Annotated in this window: 10 protein-coding genes; 1 reads left to right on the top strand and 9 read right to left on the bottom strand. The window is 40.0% G+C overall.

The features are described 5' to 3' along the window. Nucleotides 1-201: 201 nt before the first annotated feature. From AN395_RS14240 to AN395_RS14215, 6 genes are all read right to left on the bottom strand, one after another. Nucleotides 202-1,680, bottom strand: a complete 1,479-nt coding sequence (locus tag AN395_RS14240) for an SLC5 family protein (RefSeq protein ID WP_024032020.1) — start codon at nt 1,678-1,680, stop codon at nt 202-204. An 81-nt stretch (nt 1,681-1,761) separates the two neighbouring features. Next, on the bottom strand, nt 1,762-2,523 hold the full coding sequence (locus AN395_RS14235) for a SapC family protein (protein ID WP_054983384.1): 762 nt from the start codon (nt 2,521-2,523) through the stop codon (nt 1,762-1,764). Nucleotides 2,524-2,535: 12 nt separating this feature from the next. After that, entirely contained in the window at nt 2,536-4,062 is a 1,527-nt protein-coding gene (locus AN395_RS14230; protein WP_054983383.1) for a tryptophan halogenase family protein, read from the bottom strand. 173 nt (nt 4,063-4,235) lie between these two features. After that, nucleotides 4,236-6,983, bottom strand: coding sequence for a TonB-dependent receptor (locus tag AN395_RS14225; protein ID WP_024032017.1), 2,748 nt, complete (start codon nt 6,981-6,983; stop codon nt 4,236-4,238). 186 nt (nt 6,984-7,169) lie between these two features. Beyond that, complete coding sequence (locus tag AN395_RS14220) at nt 7,170-8,150, bottom strand: aldose epimerase family protein (RefSeq protein ID WP_054983382.1); 981 nt, start codon at nt 8,148-8,150, stop codon at nt 7,170-7,172. A gap of 181 nt (nt 8,151-8,331) precedes the next feature. After that, a complete protein-coding gene (locus AN395_RS14215) occupies nt 8,332-8,721 on the bottom strand; it encodes a thioesterase family protein (protein WP_054983381.1) in 390 nt (129 codons plus the stop codon). Between the two features lie 36 nt (nt 8,722-8,757). On the opposite strand from AN395_RS14215, the gene AN395_RS14210 reads away from it, so the two are divergent. Continuing rightward, nucleotides 8,758-9,462 carry a 2OG-Fe(II) oxygenase gene (locus AN395_RS14210; RefSeq protein WP_004588165.1) on the top strand — a complete coding sequence of 235 codons (705 nt, stop codon included), beginning with the start codon at nt 8,758-8,760 and terminating at the stop codon, nt 9,460-9,462. Nucleotides 9,463-9,605: 143 nt separating this feature from the next. On the opposite strand, the gene AN395_RS14205 is transcribed toward AN395_RS14210, so the two are convergent. The 3 genes from AN395_RS14205 to AN395_RS14195 all read right to left on the bottom strand — a co-directional run bounded on the left by AN395_RS14205 (nt 9,606) and on the right by AN395_RS14195 (nt 15,879). Continuing rightward, nucleotides 9,606-10,838 carry a cysteine desulfurase-like protein gene (locus AN395_RS14205; protein WP_054983380.1) on the bottom strand — a complete coding sequence of 411 codons (1,233 nt, stop codon included), beginning with the start codon at nt 10,836-10,838 and terminating at the stop codon, nt 9,606-9,608. 9 nt (nt 10,839-10,847) lie between these two features. Beyond that, entirely contained in the window at nt 10,848-11,480 is a 633-nt protein-coding gene (locus AN395_RS14200) for a 2OG-Fe dioxygenase family protein (RefSeq protein ID WP_004588163.1), read from the bottom strand. 220 nt (nt 11,481-11,700) lie between these two features. Beyond that, nucleotides 11,701-15,879: a PKD domain-containing protein gene (locus AN395_RS14195; protein WP_054983379.1), complete on the bottom strand. Its 4,179-nt coding sequence runs from the start codon at nt 15,877-15,879 to the stop codon at nt 11,701-11,703. Nucleotides 15,880-16,106 lie beyond the last annotated feature (227 nt).

Here is a 16,106-nt window from a genome sequence, read left to right as displayed (position 1 = left end):
CGCTTTTAGCCTGGGGTAGTCTGTAAAACCCCAGCAGGTAGTCACACGTTTAGCCCCGCAAAATGATTAAGTATTATTGCCCATAGGTGTTATCTACAGTGTCGATTAATTGAATAAATAAAAATCGGCCTAAGTTACCTTAGGCCGATTTAGTAATGTGTTAACTGGCTAATAAAAAGTGACTTAACTTTTTATTGCTGGTTATTTTGGTGCGTGCACTGGTGGCGTATCTTCAATAGCAGGTGTTTTACCTGCCCACTGTGCATTTAAACCAAATACCACTTTATTAACGATTAACGCAAAGGCTACACATACAATCAGTGTAATTGGCATTAAGTGAATATAGTGTAGTTCAGTATGTAGTGGCGAATTTTCAAACGTCAGCATGCCATACATAACCACGCCTAAAATTACCGCGGCAATACCTGCACGCGCATCCACATTTTTAAACAATAAGCCCACTACAAAAATTGAGAATATAGGCATACTTAATAAGCCGTTTAACTGTTGTAGTAAGTTAATAATGCTGTCGGCTTGCTGATAAATTGGCACAAGCACAAGCGTTAAACTAGTAAGTAACAACGTAACGTAGCCACTTAGCTTTACTACACTTGGCTCTTTATTAAAGTAAGCCTCGTGAATATCACACACGTAAAGTGCCGTAGCCGAGTTTAATAAGCTGTTATAAGTAGAAAGCACTGCCGCCGCCATTGCTGCGGCAAACACGCCCGTTAACCATGCAGGCATTACATCACCTACAATTCGGCCATAAGCTGCATCGCCAATGTCGCCATACAGTTTGTACGAAATAATACCCGGTAGTACAACAATCGCCGGTACAATTAAAAAGCGAATACCCGCTGCTGCAAATATCCCTTTTTGCGCTTCTTTAACGTTTGGCGCAGCCATTGCTCTCTGGGTAATGGTTTGGTTAGTACCCCAGTAATACATTTGAATAAAGATCATACCGGTTAAAAGCGTAGGCCAAGGGATTGGCGAGTCAGCATCACCAATTAATGTTAAGCGCTCTTGTGGAATGCCGCTAAAGTCGTAATCAATCGCGTTAAGCGCTAAAAATACGACCAGTATTGCCATACCTAACACTAATAAACCATTGTAGGTATCGGATACCGCAACCGCTCGTAAGCCACCAAAAAATGCATAAATAGCGCCTACTAAAGCGAATGCGGTCGCTATGTACATTAGCGGAATATCAACCTTAAACATGGTCTGCATAAATAGCGCACCAGAATAAATAACCGCAGGCATGTAAATTAGCGCATTACCTAAAAAGAATAAGCCACCAATAACAGCGCGAATGTGCTTGTTGTTGTAGCGTTTTTCTAACAGCTCTGTGGTGGTTGTACAGTTGTACTTGTAATAAACAGGAATAAATACTTTGGCTAAAATAATAAGCCCTAAAATAGCCGCCAATTCCCACCACACGAGCAAGGCCATTTGATTGCCATTCATGCCCACCAGCTGGTCGGTACTTAAATTTGTGAGCGTAATTGAGCCTGCTACAAACATCCAAGTAAGGCCACCGCCCGCTAAAAAATACTCTTTTGTTTGATTATCACCACTATTACGGTTTTGGCCTCGGCACTTCCAATATGTAAGTCCACCAATTAAAGCGGTTACAAAGAAAAAAACCACCAACTGCAAAATGTTGTCTGACATGTGTGTGTCTCCAGCGCGTTAAACGCAATGTCTGTCTATGTGAACGTATTAACCTGTAAAGGCTAATTAATAAATTGCACCTTACAGTGCGTGTGCATCTCGACTTAGTTCTAACTTAATTTGCTTTAATGGCATAAGTTCAGGATGCTGGTTGTGACGCTTTACTAACGCATTTAACTGAAACAACGAAATAAGCATGCTGTTAAGTACGCTCAGGTAACCTTGTTTGTGTAAATTGGCAATGGTATCGCTGTCTAAAGTTTGCAGTTTATCTTCATCAACAGTGCTCAAACCTTGAATAGTTTGCGCCTCGCCTTGTTCAAACTGCAAAACAATATCTATATTTTTAATAAGCCCTAAGCGGGCAATTTCTTGGGTAAATTGGTACGTTTGGTAATCATTTTTTAAATCGCTTTCTAGTAGCTTTTGCTGCGCATTTAAATACAGGCTTGGGTTGCCTTTGGCATCAAATAACGGCTCGCCTTGCTGGGTATTAACGGCTGAGCTTTGCTCATCAATAGCAATAAAGTAATCACTGCTATTTGCCTCACGAGTGAGTAAATAAAGCGGCCGGGTTTGCATGCACACAGGCATGTACAGCGCTTGCCATTGATTGTTACTCACAAATAAACTTTGCTGAGCACTAAAGCTGGTTAAACCCGAAATAGTGTGGCTGCCGTTGTGTGCGTTACGCGCTAAAAAAATAGGTAAATCGCAGGCCGCTTTTGCTACTTCGTTTGCACGCAGATTAACTAAATGCTGTGTTTTTGCGTATTCAACACCCGCATTAGGGTTAATTTTTATTGCTTGGTGTTGAGTATTTGATAGTTCACTAATTGCCATAGTTACACATCCTTAAACTGGGTTAGCCGCAAGCCACTGCTCAATATAAGCACGGTGAGGCGGCAACGTTTGCAACATCTGCTGTGTAAGCTGGCTGTTACGTTCAATTATTTGATTTGCTTGCGCATCGTTTGAGTACAAATACGCTTGCTTAGTAAAGTCGGGCTTAAAGCCCATACCGTATAAAACATACTGGTAACTGGCGGCAGGAAATAGCTCTAATGCGCCATGAAAATCTTGAATAAGAGGGCCACGCGTCCCCCAAAGCAGTAAATCTTCTTGTAAACTTTGCGGAATGCTTTGCGGTTGTACGTGCGCTTGCCAATAAGGCTCTGGGCGCTTAGTTAGCATGTAATGTAGTTTTAAAAAGTCGATAATACGCTGCCAGCGATAATCCATTTGCTCATTAAAGCGCTTTGCAACAATGGGCATTACTTGGGTATCGGCTGGCATGTGCTCTGCAACAAAGCGAGACGAAATTTCAACCAGCATAATGGCAGTTGCTTCAAGGGGCTCTACAAAACCTGCCGACATCCCCACTGCAACACAGTTTTTGTGCCAAAATTTTTCGCGATAGCCTGACTCAAAACTTATTTTTCGGGCAGTTAAGCCTTTAGCGGCATCACCTAAATAGTTACGTAAGTTTTGCTCGGCTTCTTCATCTGATAAAAACTTGCTTGAATATACATGCCCTACACCACGGCGATGCGTTAGGCCTATATCCCAAATCCACCCAGCATTTTGTGCGGTGGCAATGGTATGACTGGCCAGTGACTCATCACCTTCGTCGTAGGGGACTTGCATAGCTAGGGCGCTGTCGTTAAATAATACGTGATCCATTTTTTTAAATGGCACGTTAAGGGCTTGGCCTAGTAACAGCGATGAAAAACCCGTGCAGTCTATGTATAAATCGGCGTTTATGGTGCGGGTTTGATCGGTTAAGGTAAGGGTGTCTATAGCCCCGCTTTCATCAAGCTTTACCTGATCAACGGTGCCAATAATGTGCTCAATGCCGAGCTTGCTCTTACAATGTTGCTTTAATAGCTCAGCAAAGGCACCGGCATCTAAATGGTATGCGTAATTACAATTTGCTTGATACTCGCCTTGCGCAATGCCTCTCGGTGCTAGGTTTGCTTCGCAAATATCGTGCTGAAAATTAGTTTGCTGAGCAAAGTTTTCAACATTATCTAAATAGGGGGCTAAATCTATACGGCCGTAGCCTAGCGGTACCGTAAAGGGATGGTAGTAAAAATCGTTATTGCCATGCGTCCAGTTTACAAATTTACCGCCTTGTTTAAAGGTGGCATTACAGGCTTTAAATACATCCACTTCTCGCAAACCAATTTGCTGAAGCGTGTTTTTCATAGTGGGCCAGGTACCTTCACCTACACCAATTGTTGGAATATCAGATGATTCTACCAACATCACTTTTAAGCCATCACCCTTATTACCTTGGTGATACGAAGCGATAATTGCAGCGCTCAGCCATCCTGCTGTGCCGCCACCAATTACGGCGATTGTTTTTATTGCTTTATTCATAACGGACTACTCTTTGAGTACTTTATTGATAACCGGTTAGACAACAAATGCCCTTTCGGGCATTTGTTTAAATTAGTCTCATTTTGTGCAAATTAGCTACTAACTTTATTAGTAACAGTACTTATAATGCACTGCAATGAAAACTAAGAGGCAATCGCTGCCTCTGCTATCAATTAAAACGTACCACGAATACCAAACGCGTAACGTGAGCCATTATCTTCTACAGAGTAGATTTGATTAGCAAAACGGCCCGTTTGCACTAGCTCTTCTTCAGTAATGTTGATGCCTTCGGCAAAAATAGTGAAGTTTTCGTTGATATCGTAGCTTGCACTAATATCCCATTGACCGTACGTTTCTACGTTCACTGGTTCGCCGTTAAAGCCGTTATCAACTAAGCGTAAAAAGCCCTCACGGTTGTTAAATGCAACACGTGCCTGCCAGTTATCTTGCTCGTAAAACAGCACTAAGTTTTGTGAATCACCTAACCCTTCAAGCGCAAATGTTTGGCTTGTATCGCCATCAACACTAATATCGCTATCTACTACCGTGGCATTAGCAATAAAACCAAAGCCGTTTTCAAACATATGAGTTACACCGATTTCGTAACCAGTTACCGTTGCAGACTCGCCATTTTGCGGGCGACTTACAGTGTAAACTTCTGAGCTACCGTTAAGTTCGGCATCGGTTTGGTCAGTACAGGTTGTACACGCAAAATCAGGGCCTGTACGGTCAGTCATGTCGTATGTTTCGTCGCCGGTTAGAGTAACAATAAAGTCATCCACTTCTTTACTAAATACGGCAAAGCTAAATAAGTTAGCGTCGTTGTAGTACCACTCGTAAGAGATATCCCAGTTTTCAGATTGGAACGGCTTAAGTGCAGGGTTACCACCACTTGCTGTTAAGTTTTGACGACGAGGCTCGTTAAACGTGGTCGCAGGTGATAACTGTGACATAGTAGGACGAGTAATACTGTCGTACGCTGCAAAGCGTAAAATCATGTTGTCTTGCAGTTCAAGCTTAACGTTAAAAGAAGGAAGTAAGTTTGAGTAGCTCGTCCCTTCTTGAATGTCTGTTGCCGGGCCAAATACGTTTTGGAATAAAGTGGCATCAGAGGTAGGAATAACATCGCTGATAAAGCTTTGTACAGCCGCTACTTCAATATCAGTTTCTGAGTAACGTGCACCCATGTTAACCGTAACTGGCATATCAGCTAGGTCAAAACCAATGGTAAAGTCCATGTAAAGGCTAGTGATATCTTCGTTAATTGTGTAACGGTTATTTTGTAGTGTTGGCTCTACAGGGAAACCTTGGTCAGCAAGGTAATCAAGCATTTTGTCGCCGTCGTAGCTATAAAATGTATCGATTAAACCTGGGAAGTAGTTACTTGCTGAGTAAGCTTCAAAATCAATTTCATCAAGTGGCGCTTCAGTGCCGTAACCACAAAATTGACATTGGCTACCAAAAATTTGGAAGCTTGATTTTTCACGTTCTTGACGATAAGCACCAAAGTTAATGCGATCAACTGGGCCTTTATCTGGTACGTATTCAAAATCGGCTTTGATTTCGGTAATTTCATCTTCATCAGTAAACTGGTTACCAATTTCGTTGTAGTGAAGACGCGCAAGGCTTGCATCTGGCAGCGAGCCATTTTCAAAACCATCATGCTGTACGGTAGGAACGCTACCGGTGCCGTCAAAGCTGTAGCTGTTAATAATACCCACTACGTTAAAGCGGTCATTACCAGCACGGTCGTTTTCAGCTGTTGAGCGAGATACGTCAAATTTTGCTTTTAATGACTCGTTTACTTGCCAGTCAACGTTAATACCAAATGCTTTGTTAGTTACATCACGTGAGTTACGTGTGTGTGATACAAAGTCGGTTGCAGGGTTGCCACTGGCGTTACCTAAACCTACTTCTTGCGTAAAGGTAAGCAAGGTGCCCGTTTCTGGATCGATTGTTGCGCTACCTACGCGGTCTGGTTCAAACCAAGAAGCTAAATCGCGTACTGATGAGTCCACTTCAAATTTAGAAATTAAACCATCTACGGTAATAGTAATATCGTCAGACGGTGCATATTGTAATACTAAGCTTGCATTAGTACGTTCACGGTCTTGCTCATCTACAACTTGGTCCCAGTTACGTGGGATGTATGCATTGTCGTACAATACGCCGTCTTGTGGATTTGAAATAGTTTGTCCACCGCGCCAACCAGCCGTTAAAATTTGGTTGTTTTGCAGCTTACGTTGTTGGTTAGTGATGGCAAAAAGCACACCGAGCTTGTCGTCGTTAAACGTATTACTTACTAAAAATGAAGCCGATGGCGATACTTCTTCAGAAAGGCTTTCGTACATGCCTTTTACTGAACCAATCACATGTAAGCCACCAAAATCGAATGGACGAGCTGTGGTTACGTTAACCGTACCACCAATGCCGCCTTCTTGAAGCGTTGCACTGTTACTTTTATAAATATCAGCACCGGTGATTTGGTCTGCCGCTAATACATCAAAATTAAATTCACGCCCTGCACTGTCAGTCGCAATTTGACGACCATTTACAAGTACCGTGTTAAATTGTGGGCCAAAACCACGAATTGTTACTGCTTGCCCTTCACCGCCACTACGGTCAATGGCTACACCTGTAATACGTTGCAGAGACTCTGCTACGTTTAAATCAGGAAATTTACCAAGATCTTCTGCTTTAATCCCATCGGTTACAACATTAGATGCTTTTTTATCTAACATTGATGAACGTAAGCTGCTGCGAATACCCGTTACTGCGATAACCTCAACATCTTTATCTACTACTGTCGGTGTGTCGCCTTCAGCGCCTTGAGCTGCAACGTGGCCGCTTGCCAATATGCCTGTAATAGCAATACTGAGTGCGGTTTTCTTGTTGAACGATAACTTATTGTTAATTATCATTTTTTAAAAACTCCTGATTGTGTGTAGTCATTTTGTCGTTGTGTGGTGTGTATAGCTTCAAATACTATTTATAATATAAATACTTTAAATTGAGCAAAAGTGCAACCTTTTCCTTAATTATGGCTATCTTTTTGTTACGTGTATTTTTCTTTTTGTTTTCTTTAATTTAACAGTGGAATTAGTACGTTATTGCGAAAACGCAAAAATTATTTGCTGATTATATTCTTCATTCGGCAATAAATTAGCTTTTGGATAATCGCTTCTATTTGCTGCATTGGGCCAGTTTTGAGCTTCTAAACACACTGCTTGGCGTGCTTTAAAAGGAGAACCTACAAAATTTGCCGTATAAAGCTGCATACCAGGTTGGGTACTTTTAAGGGTTAAATTAACGCCCGTGTGTGGCGAGGTTAATGTAGCCATTGTTTTTAAACGATTGTCATCACTAAAAATATAGCAATGATCAAAGCCACTACCGGCATCAAGCTGTGCATGCTGTGCGCACAGTGCATCGCCAATGGGCTTAGGGTAAGTAAAATCAAAGCAGCTGCCCGAGCCATCTTCATGATGGGCAAGCGGTATACTGTTACTATCGATAGGTAAATACGTTGCGGTATTTATTTGCAGCAGGTGATTATTAATGCTCTCACTGCCTTCAAGATTAAAATAGCAGTGGTTGGTAAAGTTAACGAGAGTTTCTTTATCGGTAATGGCTTTGTAACTGAGGATTAGCTCGCCATTGCGTGCAGTAATTGTTTGCCAAACTTGTAATTGGCCAGGAAAGCCTTCTTCTCCATCTGCCGAGCAGTAATAGAGCTCCACTTCATTATTGCTTTGCTTAGTGACTTGCCACAGTACTTTATTAAAACCTTTTTCGCCGCCGTGTAGGCTATTTGGGCCATTATTTGCTTTAAGTTGGTACTCTGTGCCTGATAATACAAAACGTCCGTTTTCAATACGATTTGCGTAGCGCCCAACTGTTGCCCCTAAATAAAATGGGTTTTCTAAATAATAAGCAGGTTCGTTAACGCACAGTGTCATCTCTTGGTTATTAAACTTTATGCTTTTGATAATAGCGCCAAATGGCAATATTTCTGCAGTTAAGCTTTTACCATCGCTAAGCGTTATTACCTCTAACGGTTTATTGCCAGTTGTAGATGTCACATTCATTCTCCATAAACTACCAGCTCAACAGTACCTGTCATAGCGGTGCAACAATATATAATATAAATAGTATATAAGTGAGAAGCGTAACTCAATCAAAATGCGTTAAAATAACGCTATAAAAATTCACAGCTGTCGCTTGTGGTTTACATCACCGCTCCTCGTTGCGTGGAGTAAATGCACCTTTTTAAACTAGGTGATCGCTGAGTGCTGCGACTTCTGCTTCGCTTAAATTTTGTTTAGTTTTGTTTTTAAAGTTATAACGCACTAATACAGTTTTACCCACAACACAGCATTGACCTTGCTGCCACGCCTCTTGCTTAATGGTAAAAGAGCTATTTCCTACATGCTCAACGGCTGTTTTAATCGTCACTTCGTGAGCATAAAATAATTCCCCTACAAACGATGCTTCTATTTTAGCGATGATCAGTTTCCAGTCGTGTGGGTTTAGATCGGGGGTAAAAAATTTAAAAATAGGGACGCGTGCGGCTTCAAACCACACAGGTAGTACGGTATTGTTGATGTGTCCGAGTGCATCTGTTTCGCTAAAGCGCGGCATCACTTTTTCAATAAACATAAAAATCCAAATAATAACTAAATAAAAAGGTAAATCATGACGGACTTTATCCACGTTATTGATAACGCGTTAAGCGATGATTTTTGCGATAACTTTATTACCACATTCTCTAACAGCCCGCATGTAAAACAAGGTGTAACCTCTGGTGGTGTGGACTTAAAAAAGAAAGACAGCCACGACCTGCAATTAAACAGTTACCCAGAATACGCCCAACAATTAAAGCATATTCAGCAAACCACTGCACAGCATGTTTTTAACTATGTAGAAGCACACTTTTTTATGCTAATTGGCGCATTTGGCTTAAAAGTGTATCACCCAAAAACGGGGGATGTGGTGGATTTAACACAGGATAACTTTGACGAAGTGGGCAAACCACAGCTCTCTGTGCTGGTGCAGCAAATATTTAGACTTGGGAACATTCAGGCGCAAAAGTACGAGGTAAATAAAGGCGGCTACCCTTACTGGCATAGTGAAGTGTATCCACAGCTACAACACAATGAAGCACTGCACCGTGTATTATTATTTATGTTTTATTTAAACGATGTAGAGGAAGGTGGCGAAACAGAGTTTTATTATCAAAAACGTAAAATTGCGCCTAAAAAAGGCACTATGGTCATTGCCCCTGGCTACTTTACGCATACCCATCGAGGTAATAAGCCGGTATCGAACGATAAATATATATTAACTTCATGGGTGCTATTTAATCGCGCAGAGCACATATACGGCACACCTAAAAGCTAAAACAGTCAGCGGTCAAAAACTAACTAACCGCTGACTACTTTAATGCATTTGAGCTTTAATAAGAGTTATTCAAAAGCGCAGATTTGTATTCATACCAATCCGCGATAATACTTAATTATGCGGATTGGTATGAACTGTCAGTTTCAAAGAAGTTGATCAAACAAATCAAATAACTTATCTAGCTCTTCGGTGGTGTTGTAATGCATACAACCAATGCGCACAACACCGCCTTTATCAAGTACGCCTAACTGCTCACATAAGCCTTGTGCATAAAAATTACCATCCCATACACAAATATGCTGTTTGCCTAAAAACTCAGACACCTCACGCGGCTCTAAACCTTCAAACGTTAAAGCAAAAGTAGGTGTGCGCTCGTTTAAGCGATCAAAATCATCAATACCAAACAATTTAATACGCGGGTAATTAACCAAACGTGTTAAAAAGTGCTCACTAAGCGCCATTTCATGCTGCTTTGTTTTAGCAAAAGCCACGCTTAACTTTTCACGGCGCGTGTGGCCTTCATCAAGCCCGCTAATTGCAGAAATGTAATCAACAGCGGCAATAAAACCCGCTAAGGCTTCGAAGCTTTGCGTGCCTGTTTCCCATCGGCCTGGTGCTACATCTTTAGCTGGTTCTACTTTGTAAGGCGTAAAACCTTCAAGATGCTGTGTTTTACCGTACACCATGCCTAAGTGAGGACCAAAAAACTTATATGCAGAACAGGCCAAAAAGTCGCAATCAAGGGCTTGAACATCAACAAGCTCGTGCGGTGCATAATGCACAGCATCAACGTACACTAATGCGCCTACAGCATGGGCAAGCTCTATAATACGTTTTATATCGTTAATAGAACCCGTAGTATTTGAAGCGTAAGTTACCGCAATCAGTTTAGTATTGCTGTTTAATAAGCTTTCAAACTGCGCCATATCTAAGCTGCAATCAGCCTCGTTAATTAAAGCGGTTTGAACTTTAACGCCTTTATCTTGCGCTGCTTGCTGCCATGACGATACATTTGAGAAGTGATCAGCGTTAGTCACAATAATCTCATCACCGGCTTGCCAATCGCGTGAAATAGCACGGCTAAAGCTAAAGGTAAGGCTGGTCATGTTAGGGCCAAACACTATATTTTGTGCACTTGGCGCATTAAGTAAATCGGCTGCTGCTTGGCGCGCATTTGCCATTAGCTCAACGGTTTTATCACTTGAAAAAAACGCACCGCCTAAGTTTGAGTTGTAGTGCCCTAAATAAGCAGTCATTGCATTTAGTACAGACTGCGGCACTTGAGAGCCACCTGGGCCATCTAAAAATATTGGCGATTTACCATCAACGGTTTGTATTAATGCAGGAAACTGCTCACGTAGTTGCGCTATGTTCATGAGCATTCCTTAAGAGGTAAGTACAAAACAATCCAGGTAACCTGGCTTGTTTGTATCTACTTTGTTCATTGGCGTTGCATTGTGCCAAACTTGACGGTCGTTTATTAGTGCAAACATTCCGTCTTTAATTTCCATTTTAAAACACGGTTCTGCTTGCTTGTTTTCGTATACAAGCAGCTCGCCGCCTTCTAAGTTTTCGTGAGAAACACCACATACACAAACATGGTCAAACCCATCTTGATGCACACCTTCAGGTGCTGCGGGCGTATCGCTATCAATGGCAAGCATTCTAAATTGGTGAATTTCAATATCACGGCCTTCATCAATGCCGGTAAGCTCACAAAACTCACTTACAATGCTTTTCATACCTTCTGACTCAAGTAAGCTTTGCTCTAAGTTTTCATAAGTACGCTCAACATTACCCTGAAAGGTATTAATAGAATCGTCTTGAACAAACGCTTTGGCAGCTTGTAGTTTTAGCTCACCATTTTGAAATTTAATTACCGAGTAACGACGCTTACGAAATTCACCATCTGCATATGGATTAGCAGGTAGGTTATCAAAAGAAGGCTTAACCAAATCAATATTTGCTTGGTTAATAAAACGAAGTTGCAGTAAATTCTGGTTGTTTAATGCAGTCATAAAATCTCGCTTAAAATAATGAGAATATTGAAAGAGATTTTAATGCATGTAGAAAGGATTTTCTGAGCATAAATTGAGGCATAAAAGATAAAAAGTTAAATTTTAAGATATAAAATTCTAGTTTATTGAAAATTTAATTCAAAAAAATTGGCTACACTGCGTAGCCAATTTATTAAATTTAATCACCGCTCTAATTTTAGAGCGAAACTATAGAGCGTATTCACTCCATTAGTTCAAATGCGATATTAATATCGCAGCTTTGCGCTAAATAATGAACCGTGTATGTATTGTCTTCTAAAACGCCATCACACCCGCTAATAGACTCTAATTTATAGCCTGCATTTGCAGAAATATTAAAGGTTAACGTATCGCCATGAAAGCTTGTGTAGTTTTCAACCCCGTTATTTACCACACCATTACCATCTGAAAAAACCGTAACATCATACCTTGGCGCAAAAATCGTAAAGGTCATCTTTTCTTGATTTTGACATGCTGTACCTTGTAAATACTCACAAAGCACTATCTCATCGCGATCATTTGAGATAAATTCAATCACCTTATTTTGGCCGTCTTGTTCGTAGGTAAACTTACCTTCAACTAATTCAAGTGAGCCTGCTTTAATATCGTTTTTCCAAAGCTCGTACCCATCTATATAGTAAATTCCCCACTTTACGAAATTTTCACCACTGTGTTCGTAAATTTCAAAAGGGAATTCATGCTCATAAAACTTATCAGCGCTTGTATTTTCAATATAGTTTTCAAAGTAAAGTGACGCGTAAGAAAGGTTTTCTTCCCCTGAATTAGTATCAAATGATCTAGATACACGCTCTACAACTTGGTAACTATCATTTTGATTAATAAGCCTATAATCCATCGTATAATCAATTAAGCACGTTTCTAAAGTCAAATCACAATCGGAGCCGTATGTTCCTGTAAGTTGATCATATTTTCGGCTTCGACTAAAGCTTTCATCTTTAAACTCACCTTGAATGGAACTTGTTGAATAAGTGAAGAATACTTGACCATCTTCATATACTTGTAGCTCATCCCAAATGGTCTCTAAGTCATGACCTTGTTTAAATAAATGACGCCCAGCAAAATTACTCGGTGTTATAGGTTGTTCTTCAAGCCTTATCATCACGGCAACATTTACCTGTCTTTCATCTTCATACTGGCCTTGCATTATCATTTGATAGCCAAGGTCTATATCCTTAGTAATATAGATATCTTCAACACTATCAGAAGTCGTAATTTGAAACCCTACTTCTGTTTGCTGCCAAGTAAAACTTTCTGCTTGCGTTGTATCAATAGTATCGACTACATTACCTGTTCCATCACCATTTAGCAGTAATTCCTTAACTGTACTCTCAGATGGAATATCCAAAGACCAGCTACCAACCAAATCGCTTGGGGTTAAATCAATTTGAGATGCTACAGAATCAAATAATTTAACATGGCTATCACTGTGCCACTCTTCAACTAGTTCCTCGTTACGAAACTTACTTATACTCTGCGTCATTTCGTACCAGCCGTTACCTAAATCAAAACGTTCCTTTAGTACCATACTGGTCATTACATCTTTACGTCTAACTTCTACTTGAGTGCCATTTTCAACTTCATACGCAACACTTTCATTTAAAACATACTCATCAGAAAAATAAACTCTAATTTCATCAAAATATTTATACCAAGTGATCGCAACCTGGTTATTGCCAGTAAATGCGCCCTCTTCATTTTCGTTGAGCTCTAATTTGAAAGAGGTAGAGGTAAAATAATCAGGATTATTAATTAAAAATTGCCCTGATATTGTTTCTGGCTTTTGCACAAATGTAGCATTAATTTCGCAGTCACTGTGTCCACTAAAGGCAATATAATATTCCCCCTCAATATAACCTTCGCAGCCTTCTATTGAATCAACTTCATAGCCCTCATTAGGCACTATATTAAAACCAACCAACTGAGCAAAAGGCACCTCTTGCACTGCTGGCTGTAATTGACCAAATTCATTAGATAGAGCTGTTAAAGTCACTCGTGGGTTTTTAGATTGATAGACTGTTTTATCGCTCTGTGTACAGCTACTACCTTGTTGGTAATTACAAATAGTGTATGTTTCACCATCACCACTAACAATTTCAAAAAGCCATGTTTGCGCATTTTTTTGATATTCAATGACACCTTCATTCAACTGCGCTTCATACTCTATGCCATCGATTGTTATCGTAAATGAGCCGTCATCGTAATTAACCCGGATTCGATCCTCTATTACTTGCTCACCAGCACTTTTATAAAGATTAAAACTGCTTTGTAATAAGTAGGGGTTAAACTCTGAATAGCTTAGCTCTTTACTGTACTGATAAATAAGTAAACCTTTTTGGATATCATCAATATCTCCTTCAGGAGAAAACCATTTAAACTCTCTTAGTAAGTAATATTGACTGTCTTCTACTGCAATGATGTCATGGGTTACTTCGGCGCTTAAGTAGCAGGTTTCATCAAACCCTTCACAACTGCTAACGGTGTAGTCATTATATTCATAACGGCGTCTAGTTAGTTTTCCATCCTCAAGAGTCCCTTGGTAAGACGTAGTTCCTAGCCCTAACATTATTGTGCCATCGGCAAACACGTTCATATCATAAAGTTGTGACGTGCCAACAAAGCCCTGCCAACGCCCAACTAAATCGTCATTTGATAAAGACACCGCTTCTCTTTTTATCATTAAGCCATATTGGCTATCAGCTGGGTCGGCTGATGTAGTATCTAATGAAACTAGCTGATAGCCTGCTTTTAAATTTTTAGTAAACCAAAAATTTGTTGTTCCAACGCTACCGTCTTCATCATAGGTTACTTGTAATTGATTATTAGTCAGCTCCCACTCAAACGGTGCTGAATTATCACTTAAAACAGCGCCGGTCCCATCCTCATAGAAAGCAATAGTCTCTAGGTGGCTAATGAAATTACGGCTTTCTGTACGCTCCATTTCCCATTCACCGACAATATCTCCGACGGTCAAACTTAAGGTTTTACTTTTAAGAATAAGGTTGGTGGTTTGTATTTCTTGCTTGTTTTGCGCTTCAACGCTGTTTTCATAAACTGAAATATCGCTTTTAATATCTACTGTTTTAAAAACATCGTTTTCGCCGAGTACTTGTAGCGAAAATGAATTTAAATGCTCCTCATAAATAGTTTCAACATCTTCTTCGATCTGGGAGTATTTATTAATAAGTACTGGAGACTGTAAATTAACTTCGATTTTACCACTTACTTCTTCCCACGTTACTGGGCTACCCGTCACTGCATGGTATTGACCAGTACCATTTTCATTTAAGGTTAAGTGACTAGCGGGGTTTGCATAATAACGCGGAGAATTAATTATATACTCACCAACCAACGGCTCTTTTGAGCCTGTTACTAAGTCTTCGTCTTCTTTAATTTCGGTTTTCGTTTGCTCTATTAGGTCGGGGTCTTGCTCGTTAACTTCTTCTTCAAATTGCTGTGCAACTTCTTCATCGGTAACTAAATCAAGGGTGCTTTCTACCCCCTCCGGCAACTCATAATCAGAATTATCTACAATAATTTTAATCAAGCTTGCAAGTTGTACTTTTTCATCAGCATCAACATTTAAAAGTGCATTATCTAGTTCATCTTCACTTGTCGGTTCATCACCATCTCTTACAATCAGTGCATACTCTGCTGTTGTCACATTAGTTGTGTTAACACCAAAATTTTCATCACTGTCTAAAATGCCATCATCGCCTGCCTGCGTAGCTAACTTTTTAACAGAGCTAAGCTGAGAGATAAATTCAACCCCAGGATTTAAATCATCCCGCCCTTTAGCTTTAACTTTTACTAGGGTTTGCTCTAAGGCTTCATCGACATCTAATACTATTGTGTAAACACCATTTTCATCTGCTGTCGCTGAATAAACTTCATCACCTATTATTATTTCTACGCTTGCATAACTAATTGTATTATCGGTGATTAAGCCATTAAGAGTCACTGCCGTTGAGTTGCGTTTAATTAATACTTGCTGAGTAGCACTTGTTGTTGCGCCATCATCATCTTCTACAGTTACTGTAAAGTTGACAGTTACATCTTCTGTAATATCGGGGGAGAGGTATGTTATTTCATTTGAATTTGGGTTTTGTGCGCTGAGGTTTAAAGTCGAGTCATGCTGCCAATAATAATTTACTATTTCTCCATCTTGATCTGATGCGCTGGCAGTAAGTGAAAAGCTGGTTTTTTCTTGTATTTCGCCTTGCCCAGAAATTGCTACAGAGGGAGCTAAGTTTACGCTTTCGTCGCTATCCTCATCTTTATCAAAACTACAGCCCGACACTAAAAAACACGCACTCACAGTACTCGCTATTAGTTTTAATCGGTAGTTACTTTTATATTCCATTATGTGCTCCGTGAGTTGTTTAAAGCGGAGCAAGAAAATACTTGTTGATTGCTCCCTCAATCATTAACAAATGTTATTTTGACTTATAATTGTTCATTTTTTGTTAACTTTCAAATTAATTTACTAGTTATTATGCTAATTATTTATTTCTATTGCTTAGTTATTGAAAGCATAAGATTTATTTTAGCCAATAAAAAACCCGCCTAAGCGGGTTTTTTTAAAACAGC

The organism is Pseudoalteromonas sp. P1-30, from assembly GCF_001400005.1.
Lineage (GTDB): Bacteria > Pseudomonadota > Gammaproteobacteria > Enterobacterales > Alteromonadaceae > Pseudoalteromonas > Pseudoalteromonas atlantica.
This window is presented reverse-complemented; position numbering and strand designations above follow the sequence as displayed.

What these genes read in the sequence shown, in the direction of transcription:
- AN395_RS14210 (WP_004588165.1), top strand. Translation starts at nt 8,758, where the DNA reads ATGACGGACTTTATCCACGTTATTGATAACGCGTTAAGCGATGATTTT.
- AN395_RS14195 (WP_054983379.1), bottom strand. Translation starts at nt 15,879, where the DNA reads ATGGAATATAAAAGTAACTACCGATTAAAACTAATAGCGAGTACTGTG.
- AN395_RS14225 (WP_024032017.1), bottom strand. Translation starts at nt 6,983, where the DNA reads ATGATAATTAACAATAAGTTATCGTTCAACAAGAAAACCGCACTCAGT.
- AN395_RS14220 (WP_054983382.1), bottom strand. Translation starts at nt 8,150, where the DNA reads ATGAATGTGACATCTACAACTGGCAATAAACCGTTAGAGGTAATAACG.
- AN395_RS14215 (WP_054983381.1), bottom strand. Translation starts at nt 8,721, where the DNA reads ATGTTTATTGAAAAAGTGATGCCGCGCTTTAGCGAAACAGATGCACTC.
- AN395_RS14240 (WP_024032020.1), bottom strand. Translation starts at nt 1,680, where the DNA reads ATGTCAGACAACATTTTGCAGTTGGTGGTTTTTTTCTTTGTAACCGCT.
- AN395_RS14205 (WP_054983380.1), bottom strand. Translation starts at nt 10,838, where the DNA reads ATGAACATAGCGCAACTACGTGAGCAGTTTCCTGCATTAATACAAACC.
- AN395_RS14235 (WP_054983384.1), bottom strand. Translation starts at nt 2,523, where the DNA reads ATGGCAATTAGTGAACTATCAAATACTCAACACCAAGCAATAAAAATT.
- AN395_RS14200 (WP_004588163.1), bottom strand. Translation starts at nt 11,480, where the DNA reads ATGACTGCATTAAACAACCAGAATTTACTGCAACTTCGTTTTATTAAC.
- AN395_RS14230 (WP_054983383.1), bottom strand. Translation starts at nt 4,062, where the DNA reads ATGAATAAAGCAATAAAAACAATCGCCGTAATTGGTGGCGGCACAGCA.